General features: G+C 69.8%; 19 protein-coding genes. 6 read left to right on the top strand and 13 right to left on the bottom strand.

Annotation, left to right across the window (positions count from 1 at the left end):
- Positions 1–12: 12 nt before the first annotated feature.
- Entirely contained in the window at positions 13–579 is a 567-nt protein-coding gene (locus ABZV38_RS09890; RefSeq protein ID WP_356326270.1) for a low molecular weight phosphatase family protein, read from the top strand.
- A gap of 30 nt (positions 580–609) precedes the next feature.
- Here the strand turns inward: ABZV38_RS09890 and ABZV38_RS09895 are convergent, their stop codons facing one another.
- Positions 610–1962, bottom strand: a complete 1353-nt coding sequence (locus tag ABZV38_RS09895) for an AlkA N-terminal domain-containing protein (RefSeq protein ID WP_356326358.1) — start codon at positions 1960–1962, stop codon at positions 610–612.
- 73 nt (positions 1963–2035) lie between these two features.
- Positions 2036–3208 carry a ribosome small subunit-dependent GTPase A gene (gene rsgA, locus ABZV38_RS09900; protein ID WP_356326271.1) on the bottom strand — a complete coding sequence of 391 codons (1173 nt, stop codon included), beginning with the start codon at positions 3206–3208 and terminating at the stop codon, positions 2036–2038.
- A 365-nt stretch (positions 3209–3573) separates the two neighbouring features.
- On the opposite strand from rsgA, the gene ABZV38_RS09905 reads away from it, so the two are divergent.
- Positions 3574–4074 carry a DUF5949 family protein gene (locus ABZV38_RS09905; RefSeq protein ID WP_356326272.1) on the top strand — a complete coding sequence of 167 codons (501 nt, stop codon included), beginning with the start codon at positions 3574–3576 and terminating at the stop codon, positions 4072–4074.
- Between the two features lie 130 nt (positions 4075–4204).
- On the opposite strand, the gene ABZV38_RS09910 is transcribed toward ABZV38_RS09905, so the two are convergent.
- The 6 genes from ABZV38_RS09910 to ABZV38_RS09935 all read right to left on the bottom strand — a co-directional run bounded on the left by ABZV38_RS09910 (position 4205) and on the right by ABZV38_RS09935 (position 7412).
- Entirely contained in the window at positions 4205–4615 is a 411-nt protein-coding gene (locus tag ABZV38_RS09910; RefSeq protein WP_356326273.1) for a rodlin, read from the bottom strand.
- A gap of 120 nt (positions 4616–4735) precedes the next feature.
- The gene (locus tag ABZV38_RS09915) at positions 4736–4939 is read right to left on the bottom strand and encodes a hypothetical protein (protein WP_356326274.1); all 204 of its coding nucleotides are present in this window, start codon (positions 4937–4939) and stop codon (positions 4736–4738) included.
- Positions 4940–5141: 202 nt separating this feature from the next.
- A complete protein-coding gene (locus tag ABZV38_RS09920) occupies positions 5142–5552 on the bottom strand; it encodes a rodlin (protein ID WP_356326275.1) in 411 nt (136 codons plus the stop codon).
- Positions 5553–5743: 191 nt separating this feature from the next.
- On the bottom strand, positions 5744–6034 hold the full coding sequence (locus ABZV38_RS09925; protein WP_356326276.1) for a hypothetical protein: 291 nt from the start codon (positions 6032–6034) through the stop codon (positions 5744–5746).
- Between the two features lie 441 nt (positions 6035–6475).
- A complete protein-coding gene (locus tag ABZV38_RS09930; RefSeq protein ID WP_356326277.1) occupies positions 6476–6709 on the bottom strand; it encodes a chaplin in 234 nt (77 codons plus the stop codon).
- A gap of 292 nt (positions 6710–7001) precedes the next feature.
- Complete coding sequence (locus ABZV38_RS09935; protein ID WP_356326278.1) at positions 7002–7412, bottom strand: rodlin; 411 nt, start codon at positions 7410–7412, stop codon at positions 7002–7004.
- Positions 7413–7842: 430 nt separating this feature from the next.
- On the opposite strand from ABZV38_RS09935, the gene ABZV38_RS09940 reads away from it, so the two are divergent.
- Entirely contained in the window at positions 7843–8625 is a 783-nt protein-coding gene (locus ABZV38_RS09940) for a chaplin (protein ID WP_356326279.1), read from the top strand.
- Positions 8626–8722: 97 nt separating this feature from the next.
- Here ABZV38_RS09940 and ABZV38_RS09945 read toward each other — a convergent pair whose 3' ends face one another.
- From ABZV38_RS09945 to ABZV38_RS09965, 5 genes are all read right to left on the bottom strand, one after another.
- Complete coding sequence (locus ABZV38_RS09945; RefSeq protein ID WP_356326280.1) at positions 8723–9181, bottom strand: MaoC family dehydratase; 459 nt, start codon at positions 9179–9181, stop codon at positions 8723–8725.
- Entirely contained in the window at positions 9172–10113 is a 942-nt protein-coding gene (locus tag ABZV38_RS09950) for a hypothetical protein (protein WP_356326281.1), read from the bottom strand. The genes ABZV38_RS09945 and ABZV38_RS09950 overlap by 10 nt, the downstream gene beginning before the upstream one ends.
- A complete protein-coding gene (locus tag ABZV38_RS09955; protein ID WP_356326282.1) occupies positions 10053–10412 on the bottom strand; it encodes a hypothetical protein in 360 nt (119 codons plus the stop codon). Before ABZV38_RS09955 ends, ABZV38_RS09950 begins: the two co-directional genes overlap by 61 nt.
- A 220-nt stretch (positions 10413–10632) precedes the next feature.
- Positions 10633–11862 (bottom strand): acetyl-CoA C-acetyltransferase, encoded by a 1230-nt coding sequence (locus tag ABZV38_RS09960; protein WP_356326283.1) that lies wholly within the window; start codon positions 11860–11862, stop codon positions 10633–10635.
- A 150-nt stretch (positions 11863–12012) separates the two neighbouring features.
- Positions 12013–12912 (bottom strand): LysR family transcriptional regulator, encoded by a 900-nt coding sequence (locus tag ABZV38_RS09965; protein WP_356326284.1) that lies wholly within the window; start codon positions 12910–12912, stop codon positions 12013–12015.
- Between the two features lie 156 nt (positions 12913–13068).
- Between ABZV38_RS09965 and ABZV38_RS09970 the strand changes: the two genes are divergently transcribed.
- From ABZV38_RS09970 to ABZV38_RS09980, 3 genes are all read left to right on the top strand, one after another.
- Complete coding sequence (locus tag ABZV38_RS09970; RefSeq protein WP_356326359.1) at positions 13069–13980, top strand: CoA-transferase; 912 nt, start codon at positions 13069–13071, stop codon at positions 13978–13980.
- 26 nt (positions 13981–14006) lie between these two features.
- Positions 14007–14768: a CoA-transferase gene (locus ABZV38_RS09975; RefSeq protein WP_356326285.1), complete on the top strand. Its 762-nt coding sequence runs from the start codon at positions 14007–14009 to the stop codon at positions 14766–14768.
- A gap of 66 nt (positions 14769–14834) precedes the next feature.
- The gene (locus ABZV38_RS09980; RefSeq protein ID WP_356326286.1) at positions 14835–16379 is read left to right on the top strand and encodes a 3-hydroxyacyl-CoA dehydrogenase; all 1545 of its coding nucleotides are present in this window, start codon (positions 14835–14837) and stop codon (positions 16377–16379) included.

Here is a 16379-nt window from a genome sequence, read left to right on the forward strand (position 1 = left end):
GGAGACATACACATGGCTGAAGACGCGACTGCCCGGCTGAGAGTCCTCTTCGTCTGCACCGGGAACATGCACCGCTCCCCGCTGGCCGAGCGGCTGCTCGCCCCCCGGCTGCCGGGCGCACAGGTGACGAGCGCCGGGACGCAGGCACCGAACGGGCAGGGCATGCACCCCGCGACCCTCTCCGTGCTGACCGAACTGGGTGGCGACGGCTCGGGGTTCGTCACCCGGCCGTTGACCGCACGCCTGGTCGCGGACGCATCACTGGTCCTGGGAATGGAGCGTGAGCACCGCGAGTCGGCCGCCCGACTGTGCCCGACGGCTCTACGGCGCTGCTTCACCGTCAAGGAGTTCGTCCGGCTGGCGCACAGAAACCGGCCGGACGCGCCGCCGCGCGAGGTGATCGCGGCGGCCGCCGCCGCCCGGGGGAGCCACGGGCCGGTCCGCGCTGCCGACGACACGTTCCCCGACCCTTGGGGCGAGGACTACGACATGCTGCAACGGCAGGCCCTCGAGATCGATCGCTGTGTGGCGGAAGTGGCCGATCTGCTGAGAGGCCGATCCCGAATTCCGGCCGGGTGAAAAGCATGCGGGCCCTCGACGGGGCTGAGCTCACCGGCAGTCCAGATGCCGCACGGCGTACGAACGCCAAGGCCGCCACCGCTCCGACCCGGGCGACCCGTCCGGATCCACATCGGGATCACCGAGCGCCCGCATCCTGATCAGCGCCGCGGCTGCCGGACCGATCCCCGGCAGCCGCAACAGCGCCTGCTCGGCCTCGTCGCGGTCGGCCCCGGCGTCGAGGCGTACGGTCCCGTCCGCGAGCGCGGCCGCGAGCGCCCGCAGCGCCGGGTCGTCCGCCGCGCCCGCCAGCACCCCCGGCTCCGGGAACACATGCGTCAGACCGCCACAGGGCACGTCGAGGATCTTCCCGTACGTCTCCACGAGCCGCTCGGCCTCTTCCCGGCCCACCAGTGTGCGTACGGCGAACTCCTCGGGGTCCGCGGCGCCCGGCGACCTCAGCCCGGGGCGGGCCGCGACGCGCGGTGCCAGCCCGGGGTCGGCGCCGAGCCGCTCGTCGACGGCGTACGGATCGGCGTCCAGGTCGAAGAGGCGCCGCAGCCGCTGCACGGCCGTGGTCAGATCGCGCAGATCCGTAAGGTTGATCCTGGCGTCCAGCCATGCCCCGGCGGACCGCTCGTCGACGGCGACGACGCCCGTGCCGTACGGCAGCCTAAGGGTGCGCCGGTAGGTGCGCGCGCCGGGCTCACCGCTGACCTCCTCGACCCGGGCGACCGTCTCGCCGGCCAGCAGATCGAAGACCTCCCGGGCGGCGTACTGTCCCCGGTGGGCGAGCCGGAGCGGAATCCCGGCCGTGCGCGCCTCCCGTACCGGTGCTCCCAGTCCGGTCCTGGCCTCGGCCCGCAGTGCGCTCGGCGTGCGCGCGTAGACCTGCCGGACCGTGTCGTTGAACTGGCGCACGCTGGCGAAACCGGACGCGAACGCGATCTCGGTGACGGGCAGCCCCGTCGTCTGGAGCAGCACCCGCGCGGTGTGTGCCCGCTGGGCGCGGGCCAGCGCAACGGGGCCGGCGCCCAGCTCGGCGTTGAGCTGTCGCTGCACCTGGCGTGAGCTGTACCCGAGCCGGTGGGCAAGCCCCGGCACGCCCTCCCGGTCGACCACACCGTCGCCGATCATCCGCATGGCACGACCGACGACATCGGCCCGTACGTTCCACTCCGCGGACCCGGGAACGGCGTCCGGGCGGCAGCGCCTGCACGCCCGGAAGCCGTTGCCCTGGGCAGCGGCGGCGGTCGGGAAGAACCGGACGTTCTTCCGTTGGGGGGTGACGGCGGGGCAGCTCGGCCGGCAGTAGATGCCGGTGGTCTCGACGGCGAAGAAGAATTCCCCGTCGAAACGCGCGTCGCGGCTGCTCACCGCCTCGTACCTGGTCCGTTCGTCCATCACACCGTCCAGTGTGCGCCACCGAGCGGTGGCGCACTCGCGGTTTTCGGACGTCGACCCGGCACCCCCGGCGCTACCGCACGCGGCCCCGCTTCACGTCCATGGCCGCCCGGCCCTCGGCCCCCCTGCGCTTCCATTCACGCAGCATCTCGGACCGTACCCGGGCGTCGGTCTTGGCCACGATGCGCTGATTCTCACGCAGCAGCTTGCGGAAGCTGTCGAGGCGCCGCTCGGAGAGCGAACCGTCGTCGATCGCGGCGAGTACCGCGCAGCCGGGCTCGGACTGATGGGCGCAGTCGTGGAACCGGCATCGCCGGGCCAGGTCCTCGATCTCCGAGAAGACCTGACCGACTCCGGTCTCCGCGTCCCAGAGGCCGACCCCGCGCAGTCCGGGGGTGTCGATCAGTACGCCCCCGGAGGGCAGGAGCAGCAGATTGCGGGTCGTGGTGGTGTGCCGACCCTTGCCGTCGACGTCACGGTTGACCTGTACGACCATCACGTCGTCGCCGAGCAGTGTGTTGGCAAGGGTCGACTTGCCCGCGCCGGACACTCCGAGCAGCACACTCGTGCCGCCCGCGACGACGGCGCCGAAGACGTCAAGCCCTTCCCCGGTGGCGGAACTGACGGGCAGCACCTGTACACCGGGCGCGATGGCCTCGATGTCCTGGACGAGATACGACAGCGTGCCGGCGTCCGGCACCAGATCGGCCTTGGTCAGCACCACGATCGGCTGTGCTGTGCCGTCCGTGGGGGACGCACCGTCCCGCAGCAGCGCGTCACCGCTGGAGCTGGACATGGCGAGCGCGAGGAAGCGCTCCACCCGCCCCAGGTCGAGCTCCACGGCGAGCGAGACGCAGATGGCGATGTGGTCGACGTTGGTGGCGAGCACCTGTCCTTCGGAGCGCTGCGACGACGTCGAGCGCACGAAGGCGGTGCGCCGCGGCAGCAGTGTCCGTACGAACTGCGGATCACCCTCGGGGTCGACGGCGACCCAGTCGCCCGTGCAGATGACCCGCATCGGGTCACGGGGAACGACGAACGCGGTGTCGGCGCGGACGGTGCCGTCGGGAGTGACGACATCGCACTGACCGCGGTCCACCCGCACCACCCGTCCGGGCAGGAGACCCATTGCGGCGTGCGGTGCGAACTCGGCCGCCCAGGCGTCGTCCCAGCCGTACGGCGACAGCGGATGCGACGAGGACGGGCCGGCGAGGGAGGAGAGCGGGGAAAGCGCGGAGAAAGACAAGGGAAACCCTTCGGAGGGCGGCCCCGGCAACGCGCACTCGGGCGCGGAGAAGTACGGAGAAGGTCAGCCGGCGACCACGGGGGTGAGAACGATGCACTTCCGGTTGTGGGCAGCGCCCATCACAACGACAGTCATCAATGTCCTCACCTCCTGGTTCACAGCACGGGCCGACACCGGCAGCATGTCCGCCGGTCGCAACGCTGCACACGATAGCCGGGGGGCACCTGACGTCGTCAACGCATTTATTGCCTCAGGTCCTGGCGGGCGCACCGGCCCCGAACGTTCGTCGCAGTTGTCACGAAGTCTCCCTCGATCAGGTGATACAGGTGCACAACGACCGGTCCATGGCCGTTATGGTGCCGAGCATGACCTCACCCCAGACCGCCGCCAGCACGTTCACACAAGCCCAGTTGGGCACGCTCTCCCTGATCGGGTGGAGCGGCGAGCACCCCGAGGGCGGACACGATGTCGCCTTCCTTCTCGTCTACTCGCTGGGCGACGGGACGGACGGCCCGGCCGCCGGTGAGGCCGCGATGCGCGTGGCCCTGGAGCGCTGCGGGCTGCCGGTCGGCGCCGGTCTCATGCGCGCCGCCGAGACGCCGGGCCTCCCGGTCAAGCTCCTCGTCCAGGCCGGCCAGGCCGTGCTGACACTGCCTCACTTCACCGCGCAGTACCGGGTCCCCCCTCAGTGGCTGGTCGCGGCTCGCGACCAGGGAGAGGTGTACGCGATGTTCGCCACCCGCCCGTGGCCGGCGGCGGTGCCGGGCCGGCCGGTCAGCGAGGAGTTGCTGCGCTCCTTCGCCGCCGACGAAGAGGTCGTCGGGACCTCCGCCCACTGTCTTCTGCCGGTGCGCTCCCTGGGCTGATCCGTCGGCCCGGCCCGTCCGATGCCCACCGCCCCCCGTTGAGCGGTGGGCATCGTCGTGCTCGGACCCACCAGGGAGTGCGGGTGGTCCAGGGGGCGTGCCCCCTGGACCACCCGCAGCTCACGCAGCGTCAGTTGTTGCCGGCGCCATTGCCCGACAGGACCGGGACGTCGTCCACGATGTGCGAGAGCGCCTCGTCACCCTTGGCCTGGGTGGAGTTCTCGGCGCACTGCTGGTTCTGCGGCGAGTGCAGGACATTGATGTCCTGGACCGCGACGGGCACCAGCAGACCCGCGACCGAGCCGACGTTGGCCTTGGCCGGCAGGCCGACGCACGCCTTGTTCAGCGAGCCCTGGACGAGCTGCAGCTGCGGGCTGCCATCGCCCTGGGTCACGCTGTTGCCGAACTCCTGCTGTGTCTCATTGCCGTTGACCGACGTGGTTCCCTGGTCGTTGCCGATCGCCATGGCCGCGGGGGCCACGGCAGCCGACAGACCGACCAGGGATACGGCCATTGCCGCGCCGGCCATCATCTTCTTCATCACGCCTCACCTTTCAGAGCGTCCCGTTCTGGAACGTACTGAATCAACCGGATACGGAAGCATCGGTTCCGCAGTACCACTCAAATGAGTTGGAACCGGCATGAGTTCGGTCGTGTCCGCTCAGCCACCGAAGGTCTCGCCGGAGGTGCGCGCCGCGGGAACGAGGCGACCCGCGCAGGGCGGATCGGACTCGGGGCGCGGAACGGCCTGTTGCCGGTCCCGCTGAATTGCCTGCCACTCGGCGAGCAGCCGGTCGTAGATGGGTGTGATGTCCTCCGTGTGCCGGTGCCGGCCCCGCGGGCGCTGACTGTCGTAATGGTCCATGTCGGGCCTTTACCCGGTGCAGCGGGCATCCGCAGCCGTCACTACGGCAACCGGCCCAGCGCGGCCCCTCCATCGAGGGTTTCCGGCGGGCCGGGGCATGCCGAGGGGCCAGTCCGTCCGGGCCGCCGAGGAGTGGCTGCCGCGTGAGAACTGGCCCCGTGGAGGCATCAGGAAAGTGCGTCCGGCGCGGTGAGGCCGGGCCCTAGTTGTTGCCGGTGCCGTTGCCGGACAGGACCGGGATGTCGTCCAGGACGTGCGACAGCGCCTCGTCACCCTTGGCCTGGGTGGAGTTCTCGGTGCACTGCTGGTTCTGCGGCGAGGACAGGACGTTGACGTCCTGGACCGCGACCGGGACGACGCCGAGGGCTGAACCGACGTTGGCCTTGGCCGGGAGACCGACGCAGGGCTTGTTGAGCGAGCCCTGGACAAGCGCGAACTGCGGGCTCCAGTCACCACGGGTCTCGGAGTTGCCGAACGACTGCGAGGAACCGTTGCCGTTGACCGACGTCGTACCGGTGTCGTTGCCGATGGCCATGGCCTGCGGGGCGATCGCGGCGCAAACGCCGACGATCGAAGCAGCGACTGCTGCCGAGGCCATAATCTTCTTGATCACGAAATAGCCCTTCTGGGTTTCCTGTGCCCGCCTGTCCGGAGCGCTTTGATCAACTCGCTGCGGCGGGAATTGGTTGTGACACTTCACCCGAACGGCGCTTCCGCCTTCCGGATGTTGCCGAGTGCGCGGTAGCGGTACCGAAGAGATACGAACGCCGCGAATGAGCGGGGGAACTGCCGCCCTATGACGGATCAGTCGCCGAGGGGCACGCCGCCGAACAGCGGAGCCGCACTCCCGGCCGCACCGGTGGCCTGACCGGCGACCTTGGTGACGGTGCCCTTCTTCTGTACCGAATCGGTGGCGCCACCGACGGTGTCGACGATCGGGTCGACGCCCTGCGGGGCTGCGGCCAGCACCTGGTTGACGCCGCCGTCGAGGCTGAAGCTGGGGGCCGTGGCGGTGGTAACGGCGAAGGCGGGAGCAGCCGTTCCGAGAGCAACCACGGAACCGGCAACGAACGCAGCAGTCTTCGCGTACTTCACTTTCAGGTTCCCTTCTGCAGCGGCATCTGTTCCGGGCGCGTCCCCACGCCGCACAAGCCTTCTTTACCTGTGACTTCTGCCGCTTTCGACCTGGGTAACGATTCGGTTCCGGTCGGGCAACTGCACGGTCTGCCTTTTCTGGTGGACCACTCGATCGATTGCATGACTAATCACCGGAACGAGTGTCACAGGGGGTTCCGCGAGGGGAATGAGTGGTGCACTGTCAGGTGCTCCGTTCCGCGCAGCTGTCCGGGTGTCCGCCTCCAGCCGCCGGCGCACTGCGCCTCGGGCGATGCGGAATGGCTTCGGCCGCTCCGTCGCATCCGGCAGCTCTGTGAACTCGCGGAACGGAGCACGCGCAAAAGAGGAAAGCCCCGGATCGCGCACGAGACGCGATCCGGGGCGGACGGGCAGTGAGCGCTGGGCTCAGCCGACCGGCATTCAGTCGTTGAGGCAGGCGTTGCCGAACGCGGGGTTGAGCAGACCGATCACGTTCACCGTGTTGCCGCAGACGTTGACCGGGATGTGAATCGGAACCTGAATGACGTTGCCGGAAAGGACGCCCGGGGAGTTCGCAGCCCCACCCTCGGCACCGGAGTCGGCGAAGGCGGGCGTAGCGGCACCGATCGCCATCAGGGTTCCGGCGGCGATGGCGGCAACCTTGGTGTACTTCACTTTCATCCCTTTCTTTGACGGAGTCCGGAGCGGCCACGACTTTCGTGCCGCACGAGCGCAGTCCTGAACGCTCGTAACTCCGCCACTACAATTCGTAACGATTTAAGACGGTGAGCGAAACTCTCCAAGGAGAAGATTCCTGAGAATCCGCCCGAATGATGCAATATTGATCGCTCGACACCACTGCCGGGATCATTCGATTTCCCGATGCGCCGAGGCGCCTACGGGCAACAGCAGGCCCGGGCCGCACGGAGGGAGGAACGCCGACGGCCCGGGCCTTGGTGGGGCCGGCTCAGCTGTTGCCGGTGCCGTTACCCGAGAGCACCGGAATGTTGTCCAGGATGTGCGACAGCGGCTCGTCACCCTTGGCCTGGGTGGAGTTCTCGGTGCACTGCTGGTTCTGCGGCGAGGACAGGACGTTGACGTCCTGGACCGCGACCGGGACGACGCCGAGGACCGAACCGACGTTGGCCTTGGCCGGGAGACCGACGCAGGGCTTGTTGAGCGAGCCCTGGACAAGTGCGAACTGCGGGCTCCAGTCACCACGGGTCTCGGAGTTGCCGAACGACTGCGAAGAGCCGTTGCCGTTGACCGAGGTGGTGCCGGTGTCGTTGCCGATGGCCATCGCCTGCGGAGCAAGCGTTGCCGAGATGCCGACGATGGAGGCGGCGACAGCACCCGTAGCCAGAACCTTCTTGATCACGATTAACCCTTCTCGTACTTGACGCCCCGCGTCGGAGCTCCCTGTCCAACTCGCTGCCCGACGTTTGGTTCTCTCCATTCACCCGAATGCCGGGTCGCCACGGACGCCCGCACCAAAGCGCGTCGCGGAACCTGCCGCGCTGCCCTTTCAAGGAATGGCGAACACGCGTGCGTAATCCGTCCGGGTGGTTACAGAATTTCCACGAACTTCTGAGTTTCCCCCACCAAATCCCCGTCGTTATGGCTGTCGTCAAGCGCGCTTTCGGGACGCGTCCAGAAGAGTTCGTATGAGTTCCCCTGTGTCGTGACCGCCGCTTGCCGAATCGCGTATGGAGAGCCGCCGGGGTGGTATCCCCGGCGGTAGCTGCACCGCCTGATGAATGAACTGTGGGCGATCCGCCCGCGCGAAATGTCCTAAGGAAGGGCAACCAATGCGAAAAGCCTTGAGTAAGAGCATGCTCGTCATGGCGGCGGCGTCAGGCATCCTGACCGCGGCCGGCGGATACGCGCACGCGGATGCCTCGGCCGACGGTGCCGCTGTCGGCTCGCCGGGCGTCGGCTCGGGCAACGCCGTCCAGGTGCCGGTGCATGTTCCCGTCAATGTCTGCGGCAACACCGTCAATGTGGTCGGACTGCTGAACCCGGCATTCGGCAACGAGTGCCGGAACGCGAGCGACAACCCGACCGGCAGCGCCGCCCAGGGCGCGAGCTCCAGCGGCAGCACCAGCGACTCCCCCGGGGTGCTGTCGGGCAACCTGGTCCAGGCTCCTGTCGACGTCCCGGTCAACGCCTGCGGCAACTCGGTCGATGTCGTCGGCGCACTGAACCCCACGATGGGCAACCACTGCTCCAACGTGAGCGGGCCGTCGACAGTCGAGCCGCCCGTCGTCGAGCCGCCCGTTTTCGAGCCTCCCGTCGTCGAGCCGCCCGTTTTCGAGCCTCCCGTCGTCGAGCCCCCGACCACGGTGCCGCCCGTCGACTCCGCCGGGGATCCCGAGCCGCCCACCACCGCCCCGGACCCCGACCCGATCCCCGCGGAGCCCGACACCCCCCTGGAGCCCGAGGGCTTCGTGCAGCCTGCTGTCGCGAACGACCCCGGTTCGCAGCTGGCCCAGACCGGCGCCGCCGGCCTCGGCCTGGCGGCCGGAGCCAGCACCGCTCTCCTGCTCGGCGGCACGGTGCTGATGCGCCGCGCCCGCGCTTCGCAGAACTGACGTATGCGCAGAGCTGACGTAACAGGGAAATAGCAACAGGTCCGGTAGGACAGCCTCGGCTGCCCTACCGGACCTGTTGCTTTCCGCCGATCACGGCCTACGGATAGAAGTGCGTCAGCGACTCGGCCACGCAGGCCGGTTTCTCGGACCCTTCGAGTTCGAAGGTGAAGGCGCGGGTCATCTCTGCGCCGCCCCGCGCGACCTCCTTCACCGCGGCGACCGACGCATGCAGCCGGACGCGACTGCCGACCGGTACCGGAGCGGGGCAACGGAGCCTATTGAACCCGCAGTTGAGTGCCCGGCCCACGCCCTGCACCTGGAGCAGCTCGCCGAACATCGGTATCCCCCAGCTGAGGACCATGTACCCGTGGGCGATGGTGCGTCCGTACGAGCCCGTCGCGGCGCGTTCGGTGTCGGTGTGGATCCGCTGGTGGTCCCCGGAGACGTACGCGTAGGCGTCGATGAGTTCCTGGGTGATCTCCTTCCAGGCGGAGTGGCCCAGGTTGCGCCCGCTGAGGGTGAGGAGTTCCGGGATGCCGTGCACGGTCAGCGGCATGGTCCGCGCTCCGTTCTTGCTCGCAGGGAAGGTGAGTCAGGCGGTGACGGGGGCGGTGCGCGGTGCGACGAGCGGTTCCGCGGCCTGTTCGTCGTGGTTGGGGCGCTTGAGCAGGAGCAGCATGCAGCATGCAGCATGCAGCCCAGGGTCAGCACCACCTGGAGGGCGGCGTAGGCGATGACTGCGGTGATCGAGCCGGTACGGTTCAGCAGGAACTGGCCGATGATCGGGGTTGTTCCGCCGAGGAGCGTGCCGCAGAGCTGGTAGCAGAGCGAGATGCCGGTGTACCGCAGACGGGCCGGGAAGCGGCTGGCGAGCATGCCGGCGAGTGCCGCGTAGTAGAGGCAGTGCGGGATGGTCGCGACGGCGACACCGACCATCGCCAGACCGTAGTTCTCGGTGCCGATCAGGATGAACATCAGTGGCATCAGGACCAGTTCGGGCAGCAGCATCACCGTCACCGCCCGGGACCAGCTCTTCATCCGGGTGGCGACGAGTGCGCCGAACGGCTGGACGACGACCTGCGTGATGTTGGCGACCAGGATGATCGTCAGGAACGAGCTGCGGTCGAAGTCGAGCGACGAGGTGGCCCAGGACAGGGCGAACGTCGACTTGAAGTACGTTGCCGACAGGCCGATGGTGCAGGCGCCGATGCCGAGGACGATCAGCATGGGCTGGGTGCGCAGGACTTCGGTCAGCGGAACCTTGACGACCTCCTTCTTCTTGATGAGGTTCGCCATCGCCGGGGACTCGGCGACCTTCAGCCGGACGAACAGTCCGAGGATGACGAGGGCGGCGGAGAAGAGGAACGGCAGGCGCCAGCCCCAGGAGACGAACGCCGCGTCGGGCAGCTGGCTGATCGCCAGGAAGCTCAGCGTGGAGAGGGTGTTGCCGACGGGCGAGCTCTGCTCGGCGAAGGCCCCGTACAGCACCGACTTGCCCTTCGGGGCGTGAGCGTCTTCTTGCGGCCGAGGCGATCGCCGTAGTGGCCGAAGATGACGCCGCCGATGGGGCGGGCGAGGAAGCCGACCCAGAAGGTCGCGAAGGCGACCAGGGTGCCTATGGGGCCGTCGAGTTCAGGGAAGAACACCTTGTCGAAGACCAGCGCCGCCGCGGTGCCGTAGATGTAGAAGTCGAACCATTCGATGGTCGAACCGATGAAGGCTCCGAATCCGGCGCGGTGGCGGCTCTGGTGCGCTCTCGTGGGGTGGCGGTGGACGCACTCATGCATGGCTCCCGTGAACGTCGTCGATCAAGCGGATGGTGGGGCGTCGCCCGAGACGCCCGTGGCGGCAGCGCAGCGAGGGACCTGGGGACGGCTGCCGGGGTGTGGTGGCGGTTACGGTGCCGGCCGGGACCTAGAACGGTCCAATACCGAATTGCTGGTGCAGTGAGACGCTGGGCGTCTCACTGCCGGTCAGCTGCCGTTCGTGCGACGAGCGCGGTGCCCGTCAGGCCGCAATGCGTTCGAAGATCGCGGCGAGGCCCTGGCCGCCGCCGATGCACATGGTCTCCAGGCCGTAGCGCGCCTCGCGCCGGTACATCTCCCGGGTCAGCGTGGCCAGGATGCGGGCGCCGGTGGCACCGACCGGGTGGCCGAGGGAGACCCCGGAACCATTGACGTTGATCCGCTGCTCGTGGTCGGTGTCGCCGAGGCCCAGTTCGCGGGTGCAGGCCAGGACCTGGGCGGCGAACGCCTCGTTGAGCTCGATCAGGTCGAGGTCGGCGAGGCCGAGTCCGGCGCGGGCGAGTGCCGCACGGGTCGCCGGGACGGGGCCGATCCCCATGGTCGCGGCCGGGACTCCGGCGCGGGCGAAGGAGACCAGCCGTGCCAGCGGCGTCAGTCCGAGGCGTTCGGCTGTCGCCGCGCTCGTCACCAGGCAGGCGGCGGCCGCGTCGTTCTGTCCGCTGGCATTGCCCGCGGTGACGGTGGCGTCCGGATCGGACTTCAGCATGATCGGGCGCAGCGCGGCGAGCTGTTCGGCGGTGGTGTCGGGGCGCGGGTGCTCGTCGGCGGTGACGGTCGTCTCGCCCTTGCGGGTGCGTACGGTGACGGGGACGGTCTCCGCGTCGTACCGCCCCTCGGCCGCGGCCCGGGCGGCGCGCTGCTGCGAGCGCAGGGCGAGCACGTCCTGGTCGGCGCGGCTGATGGCGTACTCCCGCCGCAGGTTCTCCGCGGTCTCGATCATGCCGCCGGGGACCGGATGGTTGACGCCGCCCGCCATGACCCGGCCCCGGGCCAGGGAGTCGTGCAGCTGGAGGCCGGGGCCCTTGATGCCCCAGCGGCCGTCGTGCGTGTAGTAGGGGGCGGCGCTCATCACGTCGACACCGCCCGCTATCACGACGTCGCTGAAGCCGGCCCGGATCTGCATCGCCGCGTCGAGTACAGCCTGCAGGCCGGAGCCGCAGCGGCGGTCGATCTGGGAGCCGGTCACGGACTCCGGAAGACCGGCGTCGAGGGCGGCGACCCGGCCGATGGCCGGGGCGTCGGAGGACGGGTAGGCGTGGCCGAGGATCACTTCGTCGACCTTCGCCGGGTCGATGCCGGTACGGGTGACGATCTCGGCGATCACACGTGCGGCCAGCGCGGCCGGTGTCTGCTGGGCGAAGGCCCCGCCGAAGCGGCCGATGGGGGTGCGCAGCGGTTCACAGATGACGATGTCGAGCTGCTGGTCGGGCACGGCGGGACCTTCCGGTGGCACGGGCGGATGACGAGGACGATTGCGCGTACAGGGGGTTGTAGATGCACAGGTGGTGGTACGCCGACCCTCGCACCCGGCCACTGAGTCGGTCCAATATCCAGTTCACCCTGGTTCAAGACGCCACGCGTCTCAATGGCCGACCGGGGTCGGCAGCGCGCTCTCCGCGACCGCGAGCACCGCGCGCAGCGCGGCGGACGGGTTGTCGGTCCGCCAGGCCAGCGCCGCCTGAAGCCGGATCGGCGGCCCGGCGAGCGGCCGGTAGACCAGGCCGTTCTGCTGGATGTGCTGGCAGGAGGTGACGGTGAGCGTCACGCCGACGCCCGCGGCGACCAGGGCCAGGATCGTGTATGAGTCGGGGGCCTCCTGCACCACGCGCGGGTCGAACCCGGCCGCCTCGCACGCCCCGACGGTCGCGGCCCGGACGGTGGAGCCGGTGTTGGCGGGGAAGGAGACGAAGGGTTCCTCGGCGAGCACCGCGATCGGGACCCGCTCCAGCCTGACGAGCGGGTGGTCGGACGGCAGGGCACAGAGCAGCTCCTCCTCGTCGATCACCCGGTACTGCACGCCCGGCCGGGTCACCGGCAGCCGGACGAAGCCGAGGTCGAGCGAGCCGTCCGCCACTCCGGCCAGGGCGACATCCGCGTACGTCTGGCCTTTCATGACCAGCTCCAGGGCGGGATGGGCGGCTCGCACCGCCCTGGTCAGCAGCGGCAGTGTCTCGCGGCTGGAGGCGCCGGCGAAGCCGATGGTGACCCGCCCGTACTCGCCGCGGCCGGCCGCCCTGGCGGCCCGTACCGCCGTGTCGAGGTCCTCGAGCACGGTCCGCACCGGCTGGAGGAACGACTCCCCCGCACTGGTGAGCCGCACCGAGCGGGTGTTGCGCTCGAAGAGCTGGACGCCGAGCTCCTTCTCCAGCTGCCGGATCTGCTGACTCAGTGGCGGCTGGGCCATCTGCAGGCGCTTGGCGGCCCGGCCGAAGTGCAGCTCCTCGGCCACGGCGATGAACGCGGACAGATGACGCAGCTCCATTCCCTACCTCATTCATAAATCAGGAGTCTTGATTTGACCTTAATTTGGTATTGGACAGCAATCAATGGCCGCTGACACGGTGGAGCGACGCGCACGCACACGCACACGCAGAGGAGCACCGTGGCCACAACGGACCGGGCGGACAAGACACTGTCGATGAGGGAGGCCATCGCCTCCTTCGTCCACGACGGCGACACCGTCTGCCTCGAAGGTTTCACCCATCTCATCCCGACCGCCGCGGGCCACGAGATCATCCGCCAGGGCCGCCGCGACCTCACCGTCGTCCGGATGACCGCCGACATCGTCGTCGACCAGATGATCGCCGCGGGGTGTGTCTCGCGGCTGGTCTCCTCCTTCGTCGGCAACTCCTCGGCCGGTTCGCTCGGCGAGCTGCGGCGGCGCATCGAGACCGGCGATCCGGCGCCGCTCGCCTTCGAGGAGTACAGCCACTACGGCATGATCTGCCGCTATCTCGCCGGCTCCCAGCGGCTGCCGTTCTATCCGCTGCGCTCGTACGGCGGCAGCGATCTGCCGTCCGTCAACAGCGATCTGCGGAAGGTCACTTCGCCCTATCCAGGCCCGGACGGCGAACCCGAGCAGATCTATGTGGTGCCGCCCGTCAACCCGGATGTCACGATCATCCACGCACAGCGGGCCGACCGCCGCGGCAACACCCAGATATGGGGCCTGACCGGCATCCAGGCGGAAGCGGTGTACGCGGCGGACAAGGCGATCGTCGTCGTGGAGGAGATCGTCGACGACGAGGTGATCCGCTCGGACCCGAACCGTACGCTCGTCCCGGCCCATGCGGTCGACGCCGTCGTCTCCTGCCCGCGCGGCGCGCACCCCTCGTTCGCGCAGGGGTACTACGACCGGGACAACGCCTTCTACCGGGCCTGGTCGCAGATCAGCAAGGATCCGCAGCGGCTGCAGGAGTGGCTGGACGAGTGGGTGCACGGGACGGCCGACCATGCCGAGTACGTCGACAGGCTCGGCAGCGAGTTCTGGGCGGGTCTGGCGGTCGGCGAGGCACTCAGTGAACCGGTGAACTACGGGCGGCGGCTGTGAGTACGGAACACAAGAAGGAGCAGGGCATGACCACCGTCACCTCGTCGGAGCTGCTCTCCGTCGTCGCCTCGCGCGAACTGGTCGCGCGCCGCACCGTGTTCGCCGGGATCGGCCTGCCGACCCTCGCCACGGAGCTGGCCCACCTGACGGTCGCTGCGGACATCGAGGTCGTGTACGAGTCCGGGGTCTGTGGCGCCCACCCCTCCCATCTGCCGGAGACCATCGCCGACGCCGTCCTCATCACGGGCGCCGAGGCGGTCCTCTCCATGCCGGCGCTCTTCGGATGCGTCCTGCAGGGCGGCCATATCGACGTCGGGTTCCTGGGCGCCGCGCAGATCGACCGCCACGGCAATCTCAACACCTCGGTGATCGGCGACTGGGACAGCCCGGCGGTCCGGCTGCCCGGCTCCGGCGGCGGCGTCGAGGTGATGGCCAACTCCCGTGAGGTCTTCGTGGTGATGCGCCGTCACACCCCGCGCTCCTTCACCGGGACCCTCGACTTCTGCACCACGCCCGGGCCCGACCGGGCCCTCGCCGAGGGCATCCGGCCGCTGGGCATCGGCGTCACCCGGGTCATCACCGAACTGGGCATCCTGGCCCGTGCGGGCATCGGCGAGGAGCTGCGGCTGGTCGCCGTCCAGCCGGGTGTCACGGTCGAGCAGGTACGGGCGGCCACGGGCTGGGACCTGTCGGTCGCCGACACGGTCGAGACAGTACCGCCGCCGACCGCCGAGGAGCTGCGACTGCTGCGCGAGGACGTCGACCCCGAACGCGTCTATCTTCGCTGAGACGACCACTCGTACCCGCTACCCACACCCGCACCCGTGTCTGTCCCCGAGAGGACCCCCACTGTCATGCGTATCAGGATCGTCGGCGCCGGAGCCATGGGCCGTGGCATCGCCCAGTGGGCCGCGACCGCCGGACACACCGTCGAGCTGTGCGACGTACGCACCGAGGCGGTGACCGCGGCCCTCGACTTCGTACGGTCCATGCTCGACCGAGCCGTACAGAAGGGCCGGCTGTCCGCCGAGGACTGCGCCGCCACCCTGGAGCGGCTGGTTCCGCTCGATGAGCCGTGGGCGGACGGCCCGGACGTCGAGCTGGTCATCGAGGCGGTACGGGAGGACCTCGGCACCAAGGCCGAGGTCTTCGGCCGCCTGGAGCAGGCACTGCCCGCCTCGGCCGTGTTCGCGACCAACACCTCCTCCCTGTCGGTCACCCGGATCGCCGCGGCGCTGAAGGACCCGACGCGCCTGGCCGGGCTGCACTTCTTCAACCCGGTGCCGCTGATGAAAATCGTCGAGATCGTGCCCGGCGCGGCCACCCGCCCGGAGATCCCGCCGGCCCTCACCGCACTCGTCGAGGGCTGCGGGCACCGGGCGGTGACGGTCGCCGACACCCCCGGCTTCCTCGTCAACCACGCCGGTCGCGGTCTGGTGACCGAGGCGCTCGCACTGCTGGAGGAGTCGGTCGCCGACCCGGCGGGCATCGACCGGATCGCGCGTGACGTGCTCGGCCTGCGGATGGGCCCGTTCGAGCTGATGGACCTCACCGGTCTGGATGTGACGGCCGCGGTCATCGACTCGATCTGGGAGGGCTTCCGGTACGCGGACCGGCTCCGCCCCTCGTACCTCACCCCGAACCGGGTGGCCGCGGGGCTGCACGGCCGCAAGACCGGGCACGGCTGGTTCGCGTACGGCTCCGACGCGACCGCCGCCGCTCCGGAGCCACCGGTCACCGGCGATGCGGACCGGCCGGTGTACGTCGTGGGGGGCGCGGCGGACTCCGACGCGACCGCGCTGCGAGAGGCGCTGACCGCGGCGGGCGCCACCGTCGAGACCGACGGCGGCCCGTCAGCCGACGCCCTGGTGCTGGTCCCGGTCTGGGGCACGACCGTGGCCGCCGCGGTCGCCGCGCACCGGCTGCCCGCCGGGCGCACCTTCGGAGTGGACCCGCTGCCTCCGGCCGGCCGCCGCCGGGTGCTGGCCGTGACGGCGGCGGCGGACCCGGCTGCCGCACGGGATGCCCGTGCGGTGCTGGCCCGGGCGGCGGAGGACGACGGCGAGCCGTACGCGGTGTCGGTGGTGCGCGACACGGCGGGTTCGGTCGCGCAGCGGCTGCTGGCCTCGATCGTGTCCGTCGCCGCGTCGATCGCCGAGCGCTCCCTCGCCACTCCGGCCGACATCGATCTGGCCGTCACAACCGGTCTCGGCTATCCGGTGGGGCCGCTGGCCTGGGGCGACCGGATCGGCGCGGACCGGATGCTGGAGCTGCACCGGGCGCTGCACACGACGACCGGCGACCCGCGCTACCGCCCGGCCCGCTGGATCACCGAGCGTGCCCAGCTGGGGCTGGCGCTGACGGACCCGGGTACGGCGCCCGGGGACTGCCTGGGCTAG

The organism is Streptomyces sp. NPDC005181, from assembly GCF_040608395.1.
Classification (GTDB): domain Bacteria; phylum Actinomycetota; class Actinomycetes; order Streptomycetales; family Streptomycetaceae; genus Streptomyces.

Excerpts from the sequence above, each read along its gene's own strand:
- ABZV38_RS09890 (WP_356326270.1), top strand. The coding sequence starts at position 13 with ATGGCTGAAGACGCGACTGCCCGGCTGAGAGTCCTCTTCGTCTGCACC.
- ABZV38_RS09895 (WP_356326358.1), bottom strand. The coding sequence starts at position 1,962 with ATGGACGAACGGACCAGGTACGAGGCGGTGAGCAGCCGCGACGCGCGT.
- ABZV38_RS09905 (WP_356326272.1), top strand. The coding sequence starts at position 3,574 with ATGACCTCACCCCAGACCGCCGCCAGCACGTTCACACAAGCCCAGTTG.
- ABZV38_RS09910 (WP_356326273.1), bottom strand. The coding sequence starts at position 4,615 with ATGAAGAAGATGATGGCCGGCGCGGCAATGGCCGTATCCCTGGTCGGT.
- ABZV38_RS09915 (WP_356326274.1), bottom strand. The coding sequence starts at position 4,939 with ATGGACCATTACGACAGTCAGCGCCCGCGGGGCCGGCACCGGCACACG.
- ABZV38_RS09940 (WP_356326279.1), top strand. The coding sequence starts at position 7,843 with ATGCGAAAAGCCTTGAGTAAGAGCATGCTCGTCATGGCGGCGGCGTCA.
- ABZV38_RS09945 (WP_356326280.1), bottom strand. The coding sequence starts at position 9,181 with ATGCCGCTGACCGTGCACGGCATCCCGGAACTCCTCACCCTCAGCGGG.
- ABZV38_RS09955 (WP_356326282.1), bottom strand. The coding sequence starts at position 10,412 with ATGCATGAGTGCGTCCACCGCCACCCCACGAGAGCGCACCAGAGCCGC.
- ABZV38_RS09965 (WP_356326284.1), bottom strand. The coding sequence starts at position 12,912 with ATGGAGCTGCGTCATCTGTCCGCGTTCATCGCCGTGGCCGAGGAGCTG.
- ABZV38_RS09970 (WP_356326359.1), top strand. The coding sequence starts at position 13,069 with ATGAGGGAGGCCATCGCCTCCTTCGTCCACGACGGCGACACCGTCTGC.
- ABZV38_RS09975 (WP_356326285.1), top strand. The coding sequence starts at position 14,007 with ATGACCACCGTCACCTCGTCGGAGCTGCTCTCCGTCGTCGCCTCGCGC.
- ABZV38_RS09980 (WP_356326286.1), top strand. The coding sequence starts at position 14,835 with ATGCGTATCAGGATCGTCGGCGCCGGAGCCATGGGCCGTGGCATCGCC.